This window comes from Pedobacter sp. GW460-11-11-14-TSB4 (assembly GCF_059423705.1).
The window spans coordinates 58,127-78,936 of record NZ_JBWKYI010000027.1 but is presented as its reverse complement, the minus strand read 5'-3'; the positions used below and the strand labels follow the sequence as shown (position 1 = coordinate 78,936).

21 protein-coding genes are annotated in these 20,810 nt (G+C 37.5%); 2 read left to right on the top strand and 19 right to left on the bottom strand.

Annotated elements, in window-relative coordinates; genetic code table 11:
* Positions 1–25: 25 nt before the first annotated feature.
* From AC07YT_RS20710 to AC07YT_RS20695, 4 genes are all read right to left on the bottom strand, one after another.
* Positions 26–2,191 carry a carboxy terminal-processing peptidase gene (locus AC07YT_RS20710; protein WP_494945507.1) on the bottom strand — a complete coding sequence of 722 codons (2,166 nt, stop codon included), beginning with the start codon at positions 2,189–2,191 and terminating at the stop codon, positions 26–28.
* Between the two features lie 270 nt (positions 2,192–2,461).
* On the bottom strand, positions 2,462–3,151 hold the full coding sequence (locus AC07YT_RS20705) for a hypothetical protein (protein ID WP_086548179.1): 690 nt from the start codon (positions 3,149–3,151) through the stop codon (positions 2,462–2,464).
* A 29-nt stretch (positions 3,152–3,180) separates the two neighbouring features.
* On the bottom strand, positions 3,181–4,023 hold the full coding sequence (locus tag AC07YT_RS20700; RefSeq protein WP_086548178.1) for an isoaspartyl peptidase/L-asparaginase: 843 nt from the start codon (positions 4,021–4,023) through the stop codon (positions 3,181–3,183).
* Between the two features lie 72 nt (positions 4,024–4,095).
* A complete protein-coding gene (locus AC07YT_RS20695; protein ID WP_086548177.1) occupies positions 4,096–4,971 on the bottom strand; it encodes a cyanophycinase in 876 nt (291 codons plus the stop codon).
* A gap of 294 nt (positions 4,972–5,265) precedes the next feature.
* Between AC07YT_RS20695 and cphA the strand changes: the two genes are divergently transcribed.
* Positions 5,266–7,881, top strand: coding sequence for a cyanophycin synthetase (gene cphA / locus AC07YT_RS20690; protein ID WP_086548176.1), 2,616 nt, complete (start codon positions 5,266–5,268; stop codon positions 7,879–7,881).
* Between the two features lie 233 nt (positions 7,882–8,114).
* Here cphA and AC07YT_RS20685 read toward each other — a convergent pair whose 3' ends face one another.
* The 15 genes from AC07YT_RS20685 to AC07YT_RS20615 form a co-directional block, all read right to left on the bottom strand.
* Complete coding sequence (locus tag AC07YT_RS20685) at positions 8,115–8,570, bottom strand: PA2169 family four-helix-bundle protein (RefSeq protein WP_086548175.1); 456 nt, start codon at positions 8,568–8,570, stop codon at positions 8,115–8,117.
* Between the two features lie 136 nt (positions 8,571–8,706).
* Entirely contained in the window at positions 8,707–9,624 is a 918-nt protein-coding gene (locus tag AC07YT_RS20680; protein ID WP_086548174.1) for a glycosyltransferase family protein, read from the bottom strand.
* Positions 9,625–9,729: 105 nt separating this feature from the next.
* A complete protein-coding gene (locus tag AC07YT_RS20675; RefSeq protein ID WP_086548173.1) occupies positions 9,730–10,140 on the bottom strand; it encodes a GxxExxY protein in 411 nt (136 codons plus the stop codon).
* Positions 10,141–10,663: 523 nt separating this feature from the next.
* Positions 10,664–11,425: a class I SAM-dependent methyltransferase gene (locus AC07YT_RS20670; protein ID WP_086548172.1), complete on the bottom strand. Its 762-nt coding sequence runs from the start codon at positions 11,423–11,425 to the stop codon at positions 10,664–10,666.
* Positions 11,426–11,438: 13 nt separating this feature from the next.
* Positions 11,439–12,086: a class I SAM-dependent methyltransferase gene (locus AC07YT_RS20665; RefSeq protein ID WP_086548171.1), complete on the bottom strand. Its 648-nt coding sequence runs from the start codon at positions 12,084–12,086 to the stop codon at positions 11,439–11,441.
* Entirely contained in the window at positions 12,083–13,402 is a 1,320-nt protein-coding gene (locus AC07YT_RS20660; protein ID WP_086548170.1) for a flippase, read from the bottom strand. Before AC07YT_RS20660 ends, AC07YT_RS20665 begins: the two co-directional genes overlap by 4 nt.
* An 88-nt stretch (positions 13,403–13,490) precedes the next feature.
* Positions 13,491–14,105 carry a hypothetical protein gene (locus tag AC07YT_RS20655; RefSeq protein WP_494945506.1) on the bottom strand — a complete coding sequence of 205 codons (615 nt, stop codon included), beginning with the start codon at positions 14,103–14,105 and terminating at the stop codon, positions 13,491–13,493.
* 45 nt (positions 14,106–14,150) lie between these two features.
* Entirely contained in the window at positions 14,151–14,663 is a 513-nt protein-coding gene (locus AC07YT_RS20650; protein WP_086548169.1) for a DinB family protein, read from the bottom strand.
* A 19-nt stretch (positions 14,664–14,682) separates the two neighbouring features.
* Positions 14,683–15,390 carry a proline and serine-rich protein 1 family protein gene (locus AC07YT_RS20645; RefSeq protein ID WP_086548168.1) on the bottom strand — a complete coding sequence of 236 codons (708 nt, stop codon included), beginning with the start codon at positions 15,388–15,390 and terminating at the stop codon, positions 14,683–14,685.
* Positions 15,391–15,464: 74 nt separating this feature from the next.
* Positions 15,465–16,154, bottom strand: coding sequence for a YjjG family noncanonical pyrimidine nucleotidase (locus AC07YT_RS20640; protein ID WP_086548167.1), 690 nt, complete (start codon positions 16,152–16,154; stop codon positions 15,465–15,467).
* A 41-nt stretch (positions 16,155–16,195) separates the two neighbouring features.
* Entirely contained in the window at positions 16,196–16,513 is a 318-nt protein-coding gene (locus AC07YT_RS20635) for a low molecular weight protein tyrosine phosphatase family protein (RefSeq protein ID WP_086548166.1), read from the bottom strand.
* Between the two features lie 88 nt (positions 16,514–16,601).
* The gene (gene upp, locus AC07YT_RS20630; protein WP_086548165.1) at positions 16,602–17,246 is read right to left on the bottom strand and encodes a uracil phosphoribosyltransferase; all 645 of its coding nucleotides are present in this window, start codon (positions 17,244–17,246) and stop codon (positions 16,602–16,604) included.
* Between the two features lie 92 nt (positions 17,247–17,338).
* On the bottom strand, positions 17,339–18,607 hold the full coding sequence (locus tag AC07YT_RS20625) for a DUF7033 domain-containing protein (RefSeq protein WP_086548164.1): 1,269 nt from the start codon (positions 18,605–18,607) through the stop codon (positions 17,339–17,341).
* 134 nt (positions 18,608–18,741) lie between these two features.
* Positions 18,742–19,248 (bottom strand): DUF6702 family protein, encoded by a 507-nt coding sequence (locus tag AC07YT_RS20620; RefSeq protein ID WP_145954283.1) that lies wholly within the window; start codon positions 19,246–19,248, stop codon positions 18,742–18,744.
* A gap of 58 nt (positions 19,249–19,306) precedes the next feature.
* Entirely contained in the window at positions 19,307–19,972 is a 666-nt protein-coding gene (locus tag AC07YT_RS20615; RefSeq protein WP_086548162.1) for a class I SAM-dependent methyltransferase, read from the bottom strand.
* Between the two features lie 251 nt (positions 19,973–20,223).
* On the opposite strand from AC07YT_RS20615, the gene AC07YT_RS20610 reads away from it, so the two are divergent.
* A complete protein-coding gene (locus AC07YT_RS20610) occupies positions 20,224–20,808 on the top strand; it encodes a HupE/UreJ family protein (protein WP_086548161.1) in 585 nt (194 codons plus the stop codon).
* Positions 20,809–20,810: the final 2 nt, after the last annotated feature.

The window sequence follows — 20,810 nt, the reverse complement described above, 5'->3', positions numbered from 1 at the left end:
GCCTTTTTGTTGAATATATTTCTTTTTAGTTATTCTTTGGCATCACGCCTAAGTTCATCACATAGTTGCCAGATTGCTGCATAAAATCGCCCATTACTTTTAACGATTCATCTTCAATAAAATCGAAAGCATCTTGCTTGGTAATCTTATCTCCTTTTTTAATGGCAGGCAAGCCTCTCAGCGCTCTTAATTCATTCTGTCTGGCAAGTGTTTTAGCTTCCTGCGCATCGCGCTCGGCTTTAAGTTTTGCTTCATTTAAAGTTACAGAAACTTCAGTATCGCGTTTTTTAAGATCCGCAATATCTTGTTTCAGGTATTTAAAATCCAATGAATTTGCAATACGCTGTTCGCTATTTTTGATTAACTGTGCTTTAACAGGAGTCAGATTTGCAACCGGTTTAAAGCTTGAGCTTGGAATAACGTCCCATGGTAATGCTGATGATTCAGTATCTTCACCAATTTTATCCATCGGATAAACTGAAGGGAAAACAACATCAGGTGTTACACCTTTATGCTGCGTGCTGCTTCCTGCTACACGGTAAAATTTAGCCATGGTTAGGTTAATCTGTCCTAAATTAATATCAGCCGGATTTGCTCCGCTTGGGGATGTACCAACTGTTTTATCTTTAGAAATTAATCCGGCCACCCTTTGCAACATACTTGGGTTTACCAGTTTGTTTAAATCGATAGAAGACTGAACGGTACCTTTACCATAGGTTTGGCTACCCATAATAATACCACGTCCATAATCTTGTATTGCTCCGGCAAAGATTTCAGATGCTGACGCGCTTAAACGGTCTACCATCACGCCAAAAGGGCCATCCCAGGCTACACCGCTGTTTTCATCTTCATCTACTTCAATTTTACCGCGTAAATCTTTTACCTGAACAACAGGTCCTTTATCGATAAATAAACCCGTTAATGAAATGGCTTCAACTAGTGAACCTCCACCGTTTCCGCGTAAATCCATTACAATGGCATTTACCTTATCGTAAGTTTTTAAGGAGTCGATTAATTTTCTAACATCACGGGTGGTGCTTTTGTAGTTTTTATCACCTGCATTAGCCGCTTTAAAATCAGCATAAAAGGCTGGAAGGGTGATAATGCCGATTTTATAATCTTTACCATTGCTATTAATGGTTTTAACTTTTTTCTTGGCCGATGTTTCTTCTAAAACAATTTTATCGCGAACTAGATCGATAATTACCGGTTTAGACGACATTTCTTTTCCAACTGGGATTACTTTTAAACGCACCTTGGTTCCTTTCGGACCTTTAATTTTAGATACGGTGTTATCCAATCTCCAGCCTACCACATCTACAAATTCTCCATCACCCTGGGCTACGGCAATAATGCGGTCGCCAGCACTTAGTTGTTTGCCTTTAAATGCAGGTCCGCCAGCAATAATTTCAGAAATTTTAACGACTTCGTTTTCTAATTGTAAACGGGCACCAATGCCTTCGAAAGAACGAGACATATCTTCGTTAAATGCTGCTGCATTGGTTGGGTTAAAATAATTGGTATGTGGATCAATAGATTCAGTAAAGGCATCCATCAAAATCTGGAAAACATCCTGATTATTGGTTTTTGAAGTCTGCGATTGTAGGTTCTGGTAACGCTTAGTTAAGGTTTCTACGTTCTTGGCTTCGGCAGTGCCAGCCAGATTTAAATTAATCAGTTCATATTTAATACGTTTTTTCCAGGTATCGTTTAAGGCCGCTGAAGAAGTTGCCCAAGGCTGTTTCTCCCTGTCGTAAACATAGCTGTCGGTTTGATTAAAATCGTATTTGGTTTTAATCTGCGCTAAAGAATAGGTGAAATATTCGTTTAACCTTTTGGCATAAACGTTATAGATGAAAAACGGGCCACTTAGATCGCCATTTTTGAAATCATCATCTAAAGTATATCTGTATTTTTCAAATTCCTTGATATCTGAAGCCAAAAAGTAATTTTTGCCCTGATCCAGCGACTTGATATACTTATCTAAAATAATCGAAGATATAGAATCGTTGATCTGAATTTTTTTATAATTATAACTCTCGATCAAATTGACAACCTCTTTTATCACAAGTTGTTGCTGCTCGTCTGGTTTCACATTGGTAACACCCTCAACCATTGGCTGAGTTTTAGGTGCAGCATGACAAGCAAGTACTGCCGCAGTAAAAATTACAAAAAATATTCTCTTTAACATCTCTTTAAATGATTTAAAATCCATTTCCAATTCTATATAGCCAATATGATACCATTTTAGCAAAAAAACAAAAAAGAGACAGCATTATTACCGTCTCTTGTTAAAACTTTATCAAATCTAACTAAAAGCTTTTTATTTAACAATTTCTTATGTAGAACGTTGCGCGTTATTTTTTGTTTTGATTGACACTCAAAATTTGACCAATTACAGACCTTTAAAGCCTATATGATGGGTAATGTAGTAAGATTTACGGGAAAATAAATATTTAAATTAGCTAGGATTTACCTTTTTGCTGGTGGTTTTGCTGGCAATCATTTCTCTGGCATCTTTGATTTGTGCCTTGTATTGCGTGCTTTTGATAGAGTTGGCCAGCCATTCAGCCGATTTCAGGTCTCTCAGTGCAAGGGTAAAATCTTTCTTTTTAATTTTAACCTGAACAATGCCTAAAATGGATTCAATGTAAGAATTATTGCTTTTTAACTGTTTTGCCAGAATACCTTGTTGGGTGTAAAACCACATGGATTGGGTGTACTTGGTATTGGCCAGGTAAACTTTGCCCAAAAGATTATACGTGTTCATTACGCCTGCTCTGTTTCCAGTTTTAGAATAATTTTTTAACGCCACATTTAAAAGAATCTGCTCCGCATCCGTGAAACGGCCAAGTTGATAATGCATACTGCTCATCTTGATAACGGCCTGTCCGTACCTGTTGAAGTTTTTTACGGCATTATATTCGAAAGCTGCTTTGCCAAATAAGGTGAGGGCTTCATTGTAATCGCCTTTTCGCTCTAAGTCTTCTGCTTCCTCAAAAAAAGAATTGCCGTCTTCCAAATCAAATTTAGATACTGCAATATTTATAGCACTACCATTAGGTTCTTGGATCTCAGATTTATCTATGTTTTGAGCTTGTAGTTGTAATGATGCAAAAAGGCCGATTAAAGCCAATACAATCTTGGTCATGCAACAAAAATAATACTTTAAATCTAATTTTAGCTAAATACCTGTAAATTAACATCAAAAGATGCCCAAACCATGTATGGATGCGAGTCGCAATGGTATACTTCGCCTGCAGCAGAAATGCCTACAATGCCTGCAAAGCCATCAAAAGCTTTCAGTTCGGCAAAGGATTTGTCTGATGCATCCTTTAAAGAAAATCCATCCGTAACACGGGTTACAATTTTGGCGGCTAAAGCACCGCTTACAATATCTTCGCCTACCCCGGTACAGGAGATACCTGCATATTGATTAGCGTAGTTGCCTGCCACGGTAGCAGAATCGCTTACGCGGCAAGGGATTTCGAACCCTTTTCCCCCGGTGGAGGTTGCTGCTGCTAAATTTCCATCTGCATCAAGTGCTACACAGCCTACGGTTCCTTTATTGTTTTTTTGGTTCAATTTAGCTTCGTATTCTGACTGGCGCTGCGCGGTAATCGGGTTGAAATATTCAAATCCATTTGCTCTTGCAAATTGTTGTGCGCCATCACCACTGAGTACCCGGTCATCATAAGGTAACAGGTGTTGTGCAATTTGTATCGGATTTTTAACCTCCTCTACATTAATGACGCCGCTAAATTTTTCAGTTTTACCATCCATTAAGGCTGCGCTTAACCTCACCTTTCCATCGCTTTGGATCTGCGAACCAATACCAGCGTTAAACAGCTCATTATCTTCCAGCAAAGCAACCGTATAAACCACGGTCTCTAATGCGGTATGTGTTTTTAGGTATTCGTGTCCGAGCGTAACAATCGAAGCTAATGCATCTTGTTTAGCTTTTTTTGTTTCCTGGTTGGTAGACGATTCGCTGAAAAAGCCGCCATGTATGATTAGTTTCATCTGCTAGATTTGAGTATTGAGACATTTAATAGGCTTAGGCCTTAAACCCTAAACCTTCCACCTTAAACCTTTTTAGGCTATCGGTACAACCTTTGGATGATGGATCACTAAACTATGGTCTGTTAAATCATAAACGTCGCCATCGCACATGACGTGTACCACCATGTTTTTAATGGAAACAGGTTGTCCCATTTCTACATCAGTTAAATTGGTGTCGGCCATATTACGTCCATCTACTAAAATCACCATACCTGAACCAATGGCTTCCATGGTATGGCCATCAGAGATGAAAAGTCCGGTATCTTCGCCGAGCCCAATGCCTAAAATACCAGGATTGCTGGCGGCGGCGTATAACAAACGACCAATTCTGCCGCGTTGAACAAAGTGTGTATCTACAATAACATCATCAATAAAACCTAATCCACCGGTAATTTTAACCTCTCCCTTAAGTAAGGCATCTTTACTGCTGCCCTGATAAATCATGTTTTTAGAACTTGCCGCGGCTCCAGCCGAAGTACCTGCAATAACCACAGGTTCATTTCTATATTTTTCTAACAGGATCTGGTGGATTTTTGTCCCGCCAAAAATTGAAGAAAGACGAAGCTGATCGCCACCGGTAAAGATAATGACCTCTGCGGCTTTGATACGTTCATAATTTTCATCTGAATTGGCTTCTTCGCGATTGGTAATATTAAGTACCCCAACATTATGTACATCTAATTGTGCATAAGCCTTGATATACTCTTCGCCTACTTTTTCGGGCATTAATGATGCTGTGGTGATGATCTCGAAGCGAGATTGGGTATCTCTTAATGATTCTGTAGTAATCCGTTTTAAAATTCCACGCTCAAAAAAATTCATGTTATCAGGCAGTCCAAATTGCGTTTCTGCGAAGCTACCTGTATTTATTGCGCCACCAATGATGATGAGTTTACCTTTCGGAACCATTCGTTGTGTATTATAATTGTATCAAAAAACCCAAATATATAGGCTTAAGATAAAAAACACGACTTTTTTTGTCAAGAATATTCAATTTATTAACAAAAGTTAAAATATTATAACATAAAATTAACGGTCTTGTGCTTGAAAGTAAAACAAATAGGCGTTAAAATTGATTTAGGTAAATGGGACGTCTAATTTCAAAATAAATGCATAATTTACAGTCATCAATTTCATTCTAAAAATTGAGTTAAAAAGGTCATCCCAAACGCTTGTTTAAATAAAAAACGAACAAAACATTACATGAAGATATCAAACATACAAGTATTAAGAGGGCCAAATATATGGTCAATTAGCCGGAAAAAATTAATCCAGATGCGCTTAGATCTGGAAGATTTAGAGCAAAAGCCAACCAACGTGATTGAAGGGTTTAGTGAACGGATAGAAAAATTGTTGCCCAGCATGTTTACACACCGCTGTTCTAAAGGCGTAGAAGGCGGGTTTTTTACACGGGTGAAAGAAGGAACATGGATGGGGCATGTAATTGAACACATTGCTTTAGAAATCCAAACACTGGCCGGAATGGAAACTGGCTTTGGCAGAACACGTCAAACTAAAACGGAAGGTATTTATAATGTGGTATTCAGTTATCTGGAAGAAAAAGTTGGTGTTTATGCTGCTGAAGCTGCAGTTAAGATTGCCGAAGCCCTGATTAATAACGTAGAGTACGATTTAGAGCACGATATCCGCAGGATGAAAGAAATCCGCGAGCTGGAAGCATTGGGGCCAAGTACAGGCTCTATTGTGGAAGAAGCCGTTAGCAGAAGTATTCCCTGGATCAGGCTGAATAAAAGTTCGTTGGTACAATTGGGCTATGGTAAAAACCAGGTTCGCTTTAGGGCAACCATGACTGAAAAAACCAGTAGCATTGCCGTAGATATTGCCAGCAATAAGGAAGAAACAAAACGTTTACTTACCGAAGCGGCCATTCCGGTGGCTTCTGGGGTAACCATTTCAAATCCTGATGATCTGGAAGCATCCGTTAAAAAAGTTGGATTTCCTCTAGTTTTTAAACCACTTGATGGCAACCATGGTAAAGGTGCAACCATTAATGTGAAAACGATGGAAGATGCTGTTGCCGCTTTCGAATATGCCAAAACCTATTCGAGAAAGGTAATTATAGAAAAATTTATTACCGGATTCGATTTTCGTGTGCTGGTGATCGATCATAAAGTAATTGCTGCGGCACAACGCGATCCTGCGCATATTAAGGGGAATGGAATTCACACCATTCAGGAGTTAATCGATAAGGAGAATGAAGATCCACGTCGTGGTTATGGTCACGAAAATGTGTTAACAGAAATTGCTGTTGACCGTGATACTTTGGATTTGCTGGCCAAAAAAGAATATACTTTAGAAACCATTCCTGAAAAGGGAGAAGTGGTTTATCTAAAATCTACTGCAAATTTAAGTACTGGTGGAACATCTATCGATGTAACCGATATTGTACATCCACAGAATATTTTTATTTGTGAAAGGATTTCGAGGGTAATCGGATTGGATATTTGTGGTATTGATATTATGGCGCAGAATCTTACCCAACCCTTAACCGAAAATGGCGGGGTGGTTTTAGAGGTAAATGCAGCACCTGGATTTAGGATGCACCTGGCACCAAGTGAAGGTTTGCCTAGAAATGTAGCTGCGTCGGTTATTGATATGCTTTATCCGCAAGGAAAGTTATCACAAATCCCAATTATTGCGGTAACCGGAACAAACGGAAAAACCACTACCACGCGATTAATTGCGCACATTATCCGCAGCAATGGTAAACGCGTAGGTTTTACCACCAGTGATGGGGTATATGTGCACAATACCATGTTGATGAAGGGTGATACCACCGGACCGGTAAGTGCCGAGTTTATTTTAAAAGACCCGACAGTAGAGTTTGCCGTACTGGAAACTGCCCGGGGCGGAATTTTAAGAGCAGGGCTCGGATTTAATGCCTGTGATATTGGCGTAGTGACCAATATCCAGGAAGATCACCTGGGTATTTCTGATATCCACAATCTGGACGATTTAACGCGGGTTAAAGCTGTTGTGATTGGGGCAGTGCGCCGTAAAGGCTGGGCGGTATTAAATGCAGATAATGGTTATTGCGTTCGTATTGCCAAAGACGCCCGTTGTAATGTGGCTTATTTCAGCATGGATGAAAATAATCCTGTCGTTAAAGAACATTGTAGAAAAGGCGGTATCGCAGCTATTTATGAAAACGGATACATTACCATTAAAACCGGCGACTGGAAATTAAGGGTAGATAAAGCCACCCATATTCCTTTAACTTTCGGTGGGTCTGTAAACTTTATGATTCAGAATGTGCTTGCAGCAACGCTGGCAACCTATTTATGGGGCTATAAACCTGAGGATATCCGTTTATCGTTAGAAACATTTATTCCTTCAGCAGCCCATACACCGGGAAGGATGAATATTTTCAGGTTCAAAGATTTTAAAGTATTGGTCGATTTTGCACACAACCCGGATGGATTTAATGGCGTAAAAGGTTTCTTGCAAGGGGTTGAAGCTACTGAACATGTAGGTATTATTTCGGCAACAGGGGATAGAAGAGATGAAGATATTATCGAAACTGCCCGCATTTCTGCACAGATGTTTGATAAAATTTATGTTTGTCAGGAGAAATACCTCCGTGGCAGACAACAACAAGAACTGGTTGACCTGCTGGTGAAAGGCATTAAGGAAGTTGATCCGAATAAAGAAATCATCATCAACAATAAAAGTACTGAGTGTTTGCAGATTGCGATCGAAACCGCTAAAAAGGGTTCTTATTTAACAATTTTAAGTAACACCATCGATAATACAATTCAACGGGTTACCGAACACTTAGATCGGGAATTGGAATCTTAATATTAGAATAAACATTCGTCACCCTCAACCTAGCTTTAGCGAGGTCACTGAAGGTAATTTATTTTAGGGTCTTAAAAGTCTAGCAGGATAGATGCTGACCACGTAGTAGCTACAAGACAATTAAAAATAATACCTCTACTTGTAAAACAAGTTCAGCATGACGGTATACTATAAAAAAAGCTCCTTCGATTAATTAATCGAAGGAGCTTTTTCCGTTTTTATATTTAATTCACCTATGCCTGCGCATCACGTAATCTTTTAATTTCATCATGAGATGTTCTTAGCGATGCTTTTTGGTCTGAAATTAAATCTCTGATATTTGAAGGAATACCTTCTTCCTCCAGTGCCATTTTGTATGCATTTTGAGCAGCATCTTCGCCAAACTCACAATTGTTTAAAACGGTTTTACGATCATGACCAGTAAATAATGCTTTAACATCCATCCAGGCCCTGTAAATTTTACCCGAATTGGTCGTTCCTGTTTCAATATCTTCGCCCAATGCCGCTACCTCAGTAGCCAAAGCCATTTTATATTTTTGACTTTCGCCTATCATATTTAAAAATAAGGTCTTTAAATCAGCGTCTCCGTCTTTTAATTCCTGACGCGCTTTTTCATAACCTTCAATACGGTCGTTATTAATTTGAATGAGGTCGTTTAATGTCTCTGCTGTTGCTGTTGTCGTTTTCATGTTTTTTATTTTTATAGTTTCGATGTTATATAAGCAACATGGCCAATTAAAAAAAGGTTTGTCATTTTTTTAATTGTCTACAACAACAAGCTATATCAGCTCATTATGATGATCTACCTGAATGGTGGTGGATTAATTATTTTTTTGAAAAATATTGCGCCAGCTTTTCTTTTACAAAACGCCTGACACGGGTTACCATATTGCCTTTCCGTTTAATCAAAAAGCTTTTGATGGCTTTGTAAGCTATGGGATCTTCAGCTATTACGGTTGGAAATTCGACAATTGGTTTGGGGTTGATAATGACATTATAGATGTCGTTTATTCCTGAGTGTACACCTGTGCCATCATGCCCAATATTGTTCACGAGTGATTGCGATGGATTAAGTGTGATGCCTCCTTTTAGAAAGATAGAAGCATACCATCTTATGGCCCAACTGTTGTTTTTCCCTTTCTTAAACTCCTGCATCTGTTTCCAGAAATTCATTTTATTATCGATGGAAAATGCCGTTCTTTTCTTTTTATCAAACTGTTTTATCAGAACGTCAATATCGGGTTCGAAGTTTTTCCATGCCCTTCCCCATGTGGCCCAGCCCCAGCTTGTGGCTGCCCTGTAGAAAAAAGATTGCGAAAGTTTATCTGATTTTAAGGGATACATGTAGGCTCCAATATGCATTACCTTTTCCTCTTCGCGGTAATGATTTAAAGCATTGTTGAAATAGGCTAAAGTATGTGGAGAGGTAACGAGGTCATCTTCAAAAACAATTACCTGATCGTGTTCTGCTATTAATTGGCTTACACCTGCAATTACCGAATTGGCTAAGCCTGCATTGGCCTTACTTTCGATTACCTTAACCGATTTAAAACCTTCGGCTTTTTTAATAATCTTTCTTACCACAGCAACTTTTTCTTCATCCTGCACGGTTTTGGCACCATCGGAAAAGATATACAGATGACTTTGTGCAGCCAATTCATTTTGTTGCAGGAATTGTAACGTACGCTCGGTATGCTGCGGACGGTTATATACGAAAAGTGCTATTGGGGCAAGGTTTTGCATTTGTTTTACGATTGAAGCTTTATAGGGTTAACCATAATAATAAGTTGGCTACACCTTTTACCATATAAGAAATTTAAGGTTCATATAAGTTAAAGCAAAAATATACTAATAAATTGATTCATATATCTCGTTTACATATGTTTTTTGGCCTTCCGAAAAGATATGTAAACAATTAAAATTTATCATTAGTCCGAGTGGTAGCCTTAGTAATTTCATATAAGTTAGTAGCTGGGCCACATGGATTGGTGCAATATTTTCAACAGCTTTAAACTCAACTACCAGAGCATCTTCAATTAATAAGTCACACCTTAGTTCTGAATCAATCAATAATCCTTTATAATCTATTGGGACTGTTAACTCTGATTTGAAATTTATATTTCTGATTTCCAATTCGTGAATCATGCATTTATGATAAGTGCATTCTAAAAGCCCTGGACCTAATGTTCTGTGAACCTCAATGGCTGCTCCGTTTACCTTGTAAACTAAGTCCTTTAAGTAATTTCTAGTTAATAACATTCCTTGTATTTATTAAATAATTAACTAGGGATGTATTTTTAACAGAATTTAATTTCTATTGCAATATATTGAATTTAAAGTTTGTAGTGGGAGCTATTACACTTATATTTTCTTCTATTTCTTATATGGTTCAAATGGCCACAATGAAATTTCAATTATTAAGATAACATATCCAGTTACGGTTTCACCACATAAGGGGTTTAAGGTTCATATAAGTATAGGCATTAACAAACTACTCTTGTCTTTTCTTTCCAAACCAATTACACAAGGTTTTTTTACCCGGTATTCAAGTTCTATTCTTATGTTTTTAGCATATGTTTTGGCACTTTCTATTATTGAACTAAAGTTTGTAGTTGGAGCTATTACACTTATATTTTCTTCTATTTCTTATATGGTTCAAATGGCCACAATGAAATTCCAATATTAAGATAACAGTATATTCAGTTACGGCTTACACCTTATAAGAAGTTTAAGGTTCATATAAGTTTGGTTAGATCTTCGCCTCTATACGCTCATTTAATCACTAAAATATATGTAAGTTATGGTCAGATTTTTTGGTTAGCACGGTATAGGCATTAGCAAATTGCTCTTGCTTTTTCTTCCCAAACCAGTTACCTAAAGTCTTTTTGATCCGGTATTCTAGCTCGATTTTTAAGTTTTTAGCAAACGTTTTTGGTGCTTTTCTATTGATAAACTCATTAAACTTTACCGTTTCTGGCGCAGTCATTGATACTTTATCTTCTAAAATTTCTAAACCTTCACTCTGCAACAAAAACCTTAATGAAGTAGGCGTGTACATGTTAATGTGCCCGTAATCCAGAAAATGTTTCATTCTACGGTCTACACCGAAACGATAATCTTTAGGTACTTCTACTACAATATATTTGGCTACTCTTTTCAATTCACGGATCAGGATCCTTTCGTGTTCTACATGTTCTAAAACGTGCGCAAGAATAATCAAATCAAAAGTATCATCTTCATAAGGAATTTTGTATCCATCAAAAGTCTGCGCTTCTTTTAAACTAGCAAGGTTACGGTCTTTTATAATGTCGACACCACTTTGCGCAATTTCTAAAGCATACAATTCTGGTGTGAAATGCCATTCATTTAAAAAATGTAAAATACTGCCATCTCCGGCGCCAACCTCGAGCACTTTTTTAGGTTTTAATCCTTTGCAAACATCAATAATGTTTTGTGCTTTATATTTTGCACCGAGCATTCTCCATGCTACATCACTATTGGTATAAAAATTATCGTAGGCCGTTTTTACTTCTTCGCTTAACATGATGCGTACTGATTTAAATACCTAAACAATTATCCTGCTTGTAAAAAACTGAGGTTGCTTTTTCGTAAAAAAGACCTGGTGAAATCCCACTGAAACTGATTTCTTTAAACCCCTGAGCCTTTAAAAGCACACGGGCAGGATTATACACTTCACGCTCACTATCATCCAAAACCAATACACCATTTGCTGATAATGCTGCTACACTATACTTGCAACAGTTTACACGATCACGCCCATCAACAATAATAATGTCGAACTTTTTATCAAGCAAGGTTGCTTTTTTAGCATATTCTCCATCTTTTTCCAATTGGCAAAAGATCATTTCGGCATTGGCCGGACTTGTATTTTTAACTTTATCAAACCAGCCTTTATCATGCTCTACAGAAGTTACCGATCCAGCCCTTTCGGCATAAAAAATAGTAGAGCTGCCAGAGCCATACTCGAAAATATGCTGTGTTTTGTTAATACGTTCTTTAATAAAATCGATAAACGAATAGGTTACCCAAGGCAATGCTTTTCCCTGACCGTCTACTGCCTGTTTTTTATCAAAAGCCGTGAACCAGCCAATGCTGTTCAGGTAGCCCTTATGTCCGTATGATAATAATGCCTTAAGCCTGCCTGGCTTAGCAATTAATGTGGTTAATGCTTTAAGAGTACTCAACGTTTAAATATTTTTTGAAATGCGGTGACCAAAAATAATGATTTTAACATCATTATACCCTGTTGTCTTGTTTTAGGGATTAATAAAAGATAAAATGTAGATACAAAGCAGGCTATTAGGGTAGCAACTGATGCTCCTACACCGCCATATTTTGGAATTAACCAAAGATTTAGCAGAATATTGACTATAGCACCTGCGGCTGTTCTATAAAATGAGATTTTTGTAAAGCCCTCGGCAACTAAATACTGAGAACTTGCAGTACCCAGAAATACAAAAATCCCCGACCAGATATGAATGGAAAGCATGGGGCCAGCGCCATCATATTTGCCTCTGTAAATAAGGTGAATAATATCTGCAGCAAAAAAGCTGATAAATAAAGCAACAGGTAAACTTATAAAAATTAGTAGATCGTAAAGGTTTTTAAGCCGCTTTTGATAACGGTCCAGATCTGTTTTTCGGGCATTTAATAAAGCAGGGAATACAGAGGTAACAATTGCAACCGGAATGAAATACCATGCCTCGCTGAGGTTTTGTGCAGAACTGTAAATCCCAATGGCTTTACTGCCAATGCTTTTTAGCATCACCACGTCTATCTTCATGTAAATGGAAACCATTACCGCCGAAAGGATGAGCGGCGATGATTTTCTTAATAAGGATTTCGCCCGTTGTTTGTCAAAACTCCAGTTGAAAATACTAAAGCCTCGTTTCTGATAAACAATTATCAGGCCTGCTGCCAAGATCAATCCTTCTAAAACATATGCGAAGACAATATAGATTAAGGGAAGCGACAAAACAATGATAGCTACTTTAATTATTGAAATTGTAACCAGACATACATTCTGGACCTGTACAACGTATTTGGATTGTACTTGAGACTGAAAGTATGCATCAATAACATTAAATGATTTAAAAAAAGATGCGAAAGCAAGTAGACCAATAAGTAAGGTTAAGGGAGTACCGGGATTTGATGATAAATTGTGGCTGATTAAGTAAATACCAATTGCAATAGGAATAAGCAAGCCGTTTGTAACTATTCTGAGCCATAATGAAGTCCCCAGAATTTCATCACGCTTATTCGGCTCCTGAATAATTTCACGGATAATGAAAGTATCAAGTCCTAAGGCGCCTACTGCAGCAAGTATTGCCACCAAAGACAATCCAAAACTTAAATCTCCAAATAAAATAGGACCTAGGTAGCTTGTAATTAGTACGTTTACAATAAGGCTGAGCCCCTTGCCAAATATGACCCATCCCGTATTTTTTAAATACTTGTTAAATGCTTCTTCGTCAAAACCTTTTATGGCGGGTAATTTCATTAACGCAAAGATGTAAAAAAATGTGCGTTAAGTTAGATAGGCCAAATTCAAAATATTTTAATGCGTTACTTACATGAAGTATGTCCTATTATTTCCCTTCACTCTTGGTCTCCAGTGCTTTTGTTTCTGAAGTTTTAGTGTCAGGAACTGGAACAGGTGTCGTAGTTACAGCCTGCGCAGGTTTGCTATTTAAGGGTGCACCAACAGCAATATCGCACCTATGGTTAGGCTGTCCATGAGGTGGGTTCAAGCCCTTGCCTGTTTTTATCGCTACCGTTTGCTTTACTGCAGGCTGTGTGGTCACGATCTGGGTGGGTTTGCTATCTAAAGGGGCGCCAATCGCAATATCACATCTGTGGCCCGGTTCTCCATGTTTAGGATTTAATTTTTTGCCTGAGGTATTTACTGCAGGTGGTGCCGGAACAGTTACGGGTTGCGGACTAACACTCTTTTGTGGTTGAACTGCCGCTGTTTGGTTTAATGGTGCACCAACCGCTAGCGCGCAGGTATGCCCGGCATCGCCATGTGGTGGATTAAAAATAAGGTTGGTTTTGGCGTTTTGTGCTGCGGGTTGAACAGCATTGCTTTTCTGGAGGCCTTGTATCCCGGTAGGTGTTGGAATAACCGCTTGAGCAGTTTCTTTCTTTTCGCTATTGCAGGCGCAAAGTATAGTTAATGCGAATAAGTAAAAAGCAGTTTTCATGGCGATGAATTTAGTATACTCAAATATGGTGAAATTAATTTACGCCTAAAAACTCTTTTCTATTCTTTCTAACTGTTTGAGGTGGTGTTTTAAATGAATTTCAATAAATCTTAGCCATTGCCGGGCATTTAAGTAGCCTAGCCGCGGGTGTTTTGTTTTACAATCGGCTTGTGCATGGGCAATTGCAGGGTAATTATCATCAAGCCCTTTTTCAAACTCTAAAATAAAATCGAGCGCTTCTGTTTTGCTGATTTTTTTTACCCTTTCGGCCAGTCTTTTCGGAACTTTATACTTTTTTGACGGTGGTAAGGTACCTAAAACCAAAATCAGTTTTACAATAAAATGCGTGGCTTTGTTTTCGCCTTTACCGCTTGCCGCGCGTTCGAGTGCAATTAAGGAGAGCAGGCTTGAATCGAAAATATGCGAATATACTTCACTGTAGCTCCAGCCATCAATGGGTGGCGTGGTTTGAAAAATATCCTCATCATAGTGAGATAATTTCGATTTATAGGCATCGACAATTTTATGTATCGATGCCTTTATTTTTGCAGCCTTCATTCAATAAAGATAAGCCGATTTACTGCTTCTCCAAATATTTTAAGAAGTCGTCCTTATTAGATGAAAAAACAAAAATATCAGATAAGCTAAAATAGTTCTGTGGGTCGGCAACGGTTTTGTAAAGATTCTTGGCTACTTTCAAACGTTCGTCATCAAAGGCGAAGGATTTTAATAGCAACCTGGCCTGAGCACTTAACAGTGAGGCATTTTTACTCACCACATTGATCATTCTTGTTCTGCCATCATCAAAACTTTCTTTTTTGTATTGGTTTAAAAAAGTCTGAAAAGCCTCCTCAGAGAGTAATCTATAATTGAAATCAGGTTGTGGTTGAACTGGTGGAACAATACCGGTATTATAATCTCCGGTATAACCGTCAAAATCGTTTAAGGCATATTGTCTGTTGCGATAGATATTTAGCTGTTTTAAAGTAGTTAACCTTTTATCTTCAAAACTTAGTACAAGCCTTTGTTGTGGAATAACCTTAATTCTCTGTTTTAGTACGACGGTATTGCCCTGAATAATAGATAACATGGGTGCTGAATTGTATACATTATAAAAACGGAACCTGCCATTGGCTGACCCAACCAGTTCTTCATCTAAATATACATTATACTTGCCTGGGTTAACGATTTGCAGAAATACTTCGGCAGCACTGCGGTTGTTTTGAGCGAAAGTTAGGGTAGCAAAAAGCATTGCCAATCCTAAAAAGATGGTTTTTTTCATCATAATAAAGATTTCATTTGTGTGTGTATTGAGCTATTGCCAAACAAATGCCAAAATGAAACAAAAAAGGAGTAAGGCTAAAAAAGTTTTAATAATTCTTCCAGGTGAACGATTTCCCTTTTAACATCTTCGGGCTTTTTTTTCTGTAAAGGATTAAAAAATATAGCCTCCATACCAAAGTTTAATGCACCATAAATATCGGCTTCGAGGCTATCGCCGATCATAATACTTTCTGCTTTTAAAGCTTTGGCCTTATCCAGCGCATATTCGAAAATAATAGGATTGGGTTTGTTTACACCCACATCTTCTGAGATAATTACATTTTCGAAATATGGATTAAGATTCGAAAGGTTCATTTTGGTTAAGGTTGTTTCCTTAAAGCCGTTAGAAATAATATGCAGGGTATATTTTTGCTGCAGATAGCCCAAAACATTTTCAGCCCCTTCGAACAAATTAGTTTTAGTGGGTGAAATATTTACATAATCATCTTCAAACTGATGAGGTACCGCATCGGGATGAACACCCAGTTGAATAAACGTTTTGTTGAACCGCTCCGATCTTAAAAAATCTTTGGTGATTTTTCCTAAATGGTAATCGGCCCATAACTGATGGTTATTTTCGGTATATGTGGTGATAAAATCGGCACATGATTTTAAACCCAGCTCATCTAATTTGTAGGTTTGGTAGAGCTCATTTAACGTTTCTTCGGCATTACGGTCAAAATCCCAAATGGTGTGGTCAAGGTCGAAGAAAATGTGCTTTTTCATGAGTGATGATTTTCACAAAGGTAGCCTAATGATCTTTTGATTTATAGATAATCGGCAACTTTTGCGTTTAACTCTTCAATAAGTTCCTGATCCATGTATTGATAATCATCAGAGATATGGAGTGTAATTATTTCCTTTTCACCGGTTTCTTCGGGAAAACGTTCTATGATTCTTCGCTTATGTTTTTTCTCCATCACAAAAATGAGATCTGCCCAGATTATCAATTTTGCATTGATTTTAATTCTGGCCGAGGGCGCTGTTCCTGCTGATCTGACCTCGTGTTCAGGATGGCTTTTATAGATGTTTTCGGCAGTGGCGCTACGCCATTTATTTCTACTGCATATAAAGAGGATGTTCACTTAATTGTTTTATAAGGAGGTTTAGCTTTGGACTAAAGACTCTTGACTAAGGACTCTAGACTAAGGACTTCAGACTGAGGACTAAAAATTAAACTTTCTCTCCGTATGCCAGATCACCAGCATCGCCAAGCCCAGGCACGATGTAAGATTTACTGGTCATTTCTTCATCAATGGCACCAAGCCAAAGTTTTGCTTTGGGCAGATTAGCGCGCACATGGGCAACACCTTCTGTACTGGCTATTGCGGCAACAATATGAAGTTCTGCAACTTTATAACGGTTGATCAGTTCTTTACAGCACATTACCATACTTTGTCCGGTAGCCAACATTGGGTCGGCCATAATTAATACCTTACCTTCCAAATCCGGTGTAGAAATGTAATCCATTTGAATCACAAAATCACCACTCTTTTTTACTTTGCGATAAGCTGAAATGAAACAGCAATCGGCTTTGTCGAAGATGTTAAGCAAACCTTGTTGAAGCGGTAAGCCTGCCCGGAGTATCGTAGCCAAAACAGGCTGCTGAGTTAAAACTTCGCAAGGTGATACACCTAATGGGGTTACAATTTCTTTGCTCGTGTATTGAAGTGATTTACTGATCTCATAGGCAAAAAACTCCCCAAGCCTTTCCATGTTTTTGCGGAAACGCATCGAATCTTTCTGGATGTTTTCATCCCGAAGTTCGGCAATAAAGGTATTGGCGATAGTTTTCGTCTTGCTTACATCAAAGATCATCATATTTGTTTTCCGGTATCTTAATGATTTATCCCAGCGGGAGATTTAATCACTAAATTTAATCATTTTAAGCCGAATAATTTAAACTAAAATCAATTTCCGGCGTAATTCAGCATTTCTCCAAACAGCGATTTTAATTTTTTGTATTTGGCATTTGCCGACAGGCTTTTTAGGTTCCAGCTGCTATAAAAGGTACCGTTTACCACCTTCACTGCATCGATATATTGGCGCACTGTTTTAACCGCTGCTTCGTGTGTTAAAAATTGAAGAATATGATCGGTGAGGCAATAAGAATTAACGATTAAAGGCGTTACTTTTTCAAGCTGAAGATCATACCAGCTAAATGGTGTACAGGTGCCGGCCCTAAAGCCCAATACATTGCTGTAGCCCATAGAATAATCGGAAGTAATGCCAGAATTGAGAATGTTTAAATAACAGATGGGGAATTTTAAAACTTCCAGTTGTTGACTGCTTACCGGAACGGGGTTTGGATGAATTTTTTTGAGCTTGACCAAGCCTTCCTTAATCTCGAACATTTTTTCCTTATCGCTTGCGCAAGGTCTTAATAATCCAACTGATTGGCCGCTAAGTGTTTTTGAAATACCATTTATCTTAATGTAATTGATGGGTACATCAGGGAAATCGACAAAATAAAGGGGGGTACTCTTTTTTAAAGAAAATAGCTGGCTCACCTCAGCTAAAACCTGTTCATTGTTAATGCCTATTCCTGTTAGCCTGTCAAATTTCGAACTCAAATAATTGTTTTCTTTTTTAAAGAGCGCACTGAAAATAAATTTGGTTCTATTTAATAATCCCTCAGGTAAGTTGGGCAATATATTGAAATGTATGGTTGGTTGGTGTTGAAATTTCTTTTCATGAAACTTAAAATGCGGATGTTTTTTTTTGATCAGACTTTTAATGATCAATGCCCATTCATCAATAACCGGTTTATCTAAAATCTTCCATTTGTGCTGGTAGCTTTTTGATGGCTTAAAATCTTCTTCGTTTTTTTTGGGATAAAAATATTCTTCATAACGGCTTAATATAAAAAAAGAGGCTGCAAAAACATCGAAAGGTAAGGCCGATTGAGCAACCGGAAATGGAGCCTGATACTCGCCAAAAGAGATCGTTTTGGGTTTAATTTCTTCTAATTTGTTGGAAAAGAGTAAAGCGGTGCTTTTAAAGAAAAGTTCTTCGCCTAAAGGCTCCTCGCCATAACTGATTTTGACGTGGTTGCTTTCTAGAAAATATTGGCTATTGCCCGTAAATTCTAATTCTGCTTTAAGAATATCTTTAAAAATAAAGTTAAAGATATATTTTATCCGAGGCGTTAATATGTTGGAGAAGATGATTAGATGCATAACTTATTTTAACAACACGGTATTTAAAAAAAGATTACAAGAAATATTTCTCAGCAGATATTAACTTCAATAATATTGCTTCTAAAATTAACGGTAATTTAACATTGAACCGTTATCTAATACAAAAATTACAATTAAAAGTTTGCGGTGAACTTTTTTTCAGGGTAAAGGATTTTGGTGCTTTTACGGATGGTGCCTTTTACAATATGTACAATGCTCATCTGATCGTCAAACATATCGTATAAAATAGAATTACTCACCTCAACCGATTTTATAGACGAAATTTTCTCCACTTCAAGATAAATATTAGTAGCCTCATGGTCGATCTCAAATCCGATGTAGTTCATGGCAACAGCTTTACCATTGGCTTTTAGCTGTAAATGAGCAAGCAGGTATTTTTTTACCAGTTCGTCCATCGCGCTTTTCATATTCGGATTGCTCAGATCGGTTTTCTGTTTATATAATTTGGCTAAAATGGCCTCAAAGTCGTCTGAAAAGATTTTACAGCTTACTTCTAAAGTTTTATCCTTTGCATTAAAGTTTACTTCAGTTGTGCTTACATGCAAGGGATGTTTTATTCCTGCGCCGACAGCAAAAAAAGCAACACACAAAAGCAAAAGGCTATATTTTAATTTACGCATTAACATATTTAAATCTTTCCTTAAAAAAGTTAAGGCAGCAAAGTTAACAGATAATCATCTATTTGTTAAATGTAATTAAGGTGTTGTGCCCGCATTGTTCTAAATGTAAGTGTCTGAAATTTAAGCTGGCGAATATTTTACTGAGTTTTTTGTGGGATGGATGAACATGGCTAAGTTTAATATTAAAATTTTCATTGAGCCAATAACTCGTTTGAATGGCTAATTTTCTAAAACCCGATTCTTTTGCCAGTTCTTCTTTGTGATATTTCTCATTGTTGACCACTATAAAACCGTAGCCATTTTTTTTGATTAAATTGTAGATGCATTTTGCAAAGCGGTAATCATTGATACAGTAATACCAACATATGCGATTAAAGATTATATCGAACTTGCCCTGGGCTTCCTCTAAATAACCCAACGAAAAATTTATAACCATATTTTCTTCCTTAGCTTTAGCTTTTGCTATGGTTAAATAATTCCGGCTAATGTCGTGCCAGGTCACTTTTGCTCCCCTCCTGGCAAATTCAATACTGTATTGTCCCGGACCGGCACCAAGATCGAGTAAAGTTTTGTCTTCGAAATCGCCCAGGTGGGTTTTTATAGCATCAATTACTTTGCTGTCGATTTTTTGGTATTCATTTGCTGCATATTTTTCTGCAAAAGCTTTTGGAACCGGATCGAAACCTTTCTCAGGTTTTTGTAAATAATATTTAAGCCAAAGCATAGTGTTGAATAAAAGACCAATAGTTTTACCAAGTTACCGCATTGGCCAGGTATATTAAACAACAATTTTGTTTACAACTGTAAACCCAGTTATTTACGACAAAACTTCGTCAAAAAGCATTAAATGAGTTAAAAATTGGTAACAAATTTGGTATTTAGGGTTTTTTTGAAGGATATTTCGGGTTTTTGTAATTAAAAATATAATTTTAGCTATTGTAAACTATTTCATTCTCAATAGTTAGCTTATTATTCATGCCGCTACAGGATTTTATCTTTTATTTTAAATTGGGTTGGGCGCACATTATCAGTGCCGATGCTTTAGATCATCAGCTGTTTGTGTTAGCCCTGGTTGCTATTTACAGTTATGTCAATTTAAAACAAGTACTTATACTGGTTACAGCCTTTACCATTGGCCATTCATTTACCTTACTTTTAAGTGTACTGGATATCATCAGGTTTGATAGTAAATGGGTAGAATTCTTAATTCCCTGTACCATTGTCATTACTGCGATCAGCAATTTGTTTAGAAAGAATTTTTCTTTAAAATCAATCAAGATCAATTATTTCCTGGCGCTGGGCTTTGGACTTATTCACGGAATGGGCTTTGCCAACTCCATCCGGATAATGCTGGCCAAAGATCAGAACATTGGCTGGGGGCTATTTGGTTTTAATGTAGGTTTAGAGGCCGGACAGATTTTTATGGTGATTATCATCTTACTGATTACCTTTTTAATTTTTAACTATACCCGCATCAAACGTATGAGCTGGGTTTTATTTATATCAGCAGCCGTATTTAGCCTGGCTTTAAAAATGGCTTTAGAACGAATTCCTTTTTAATA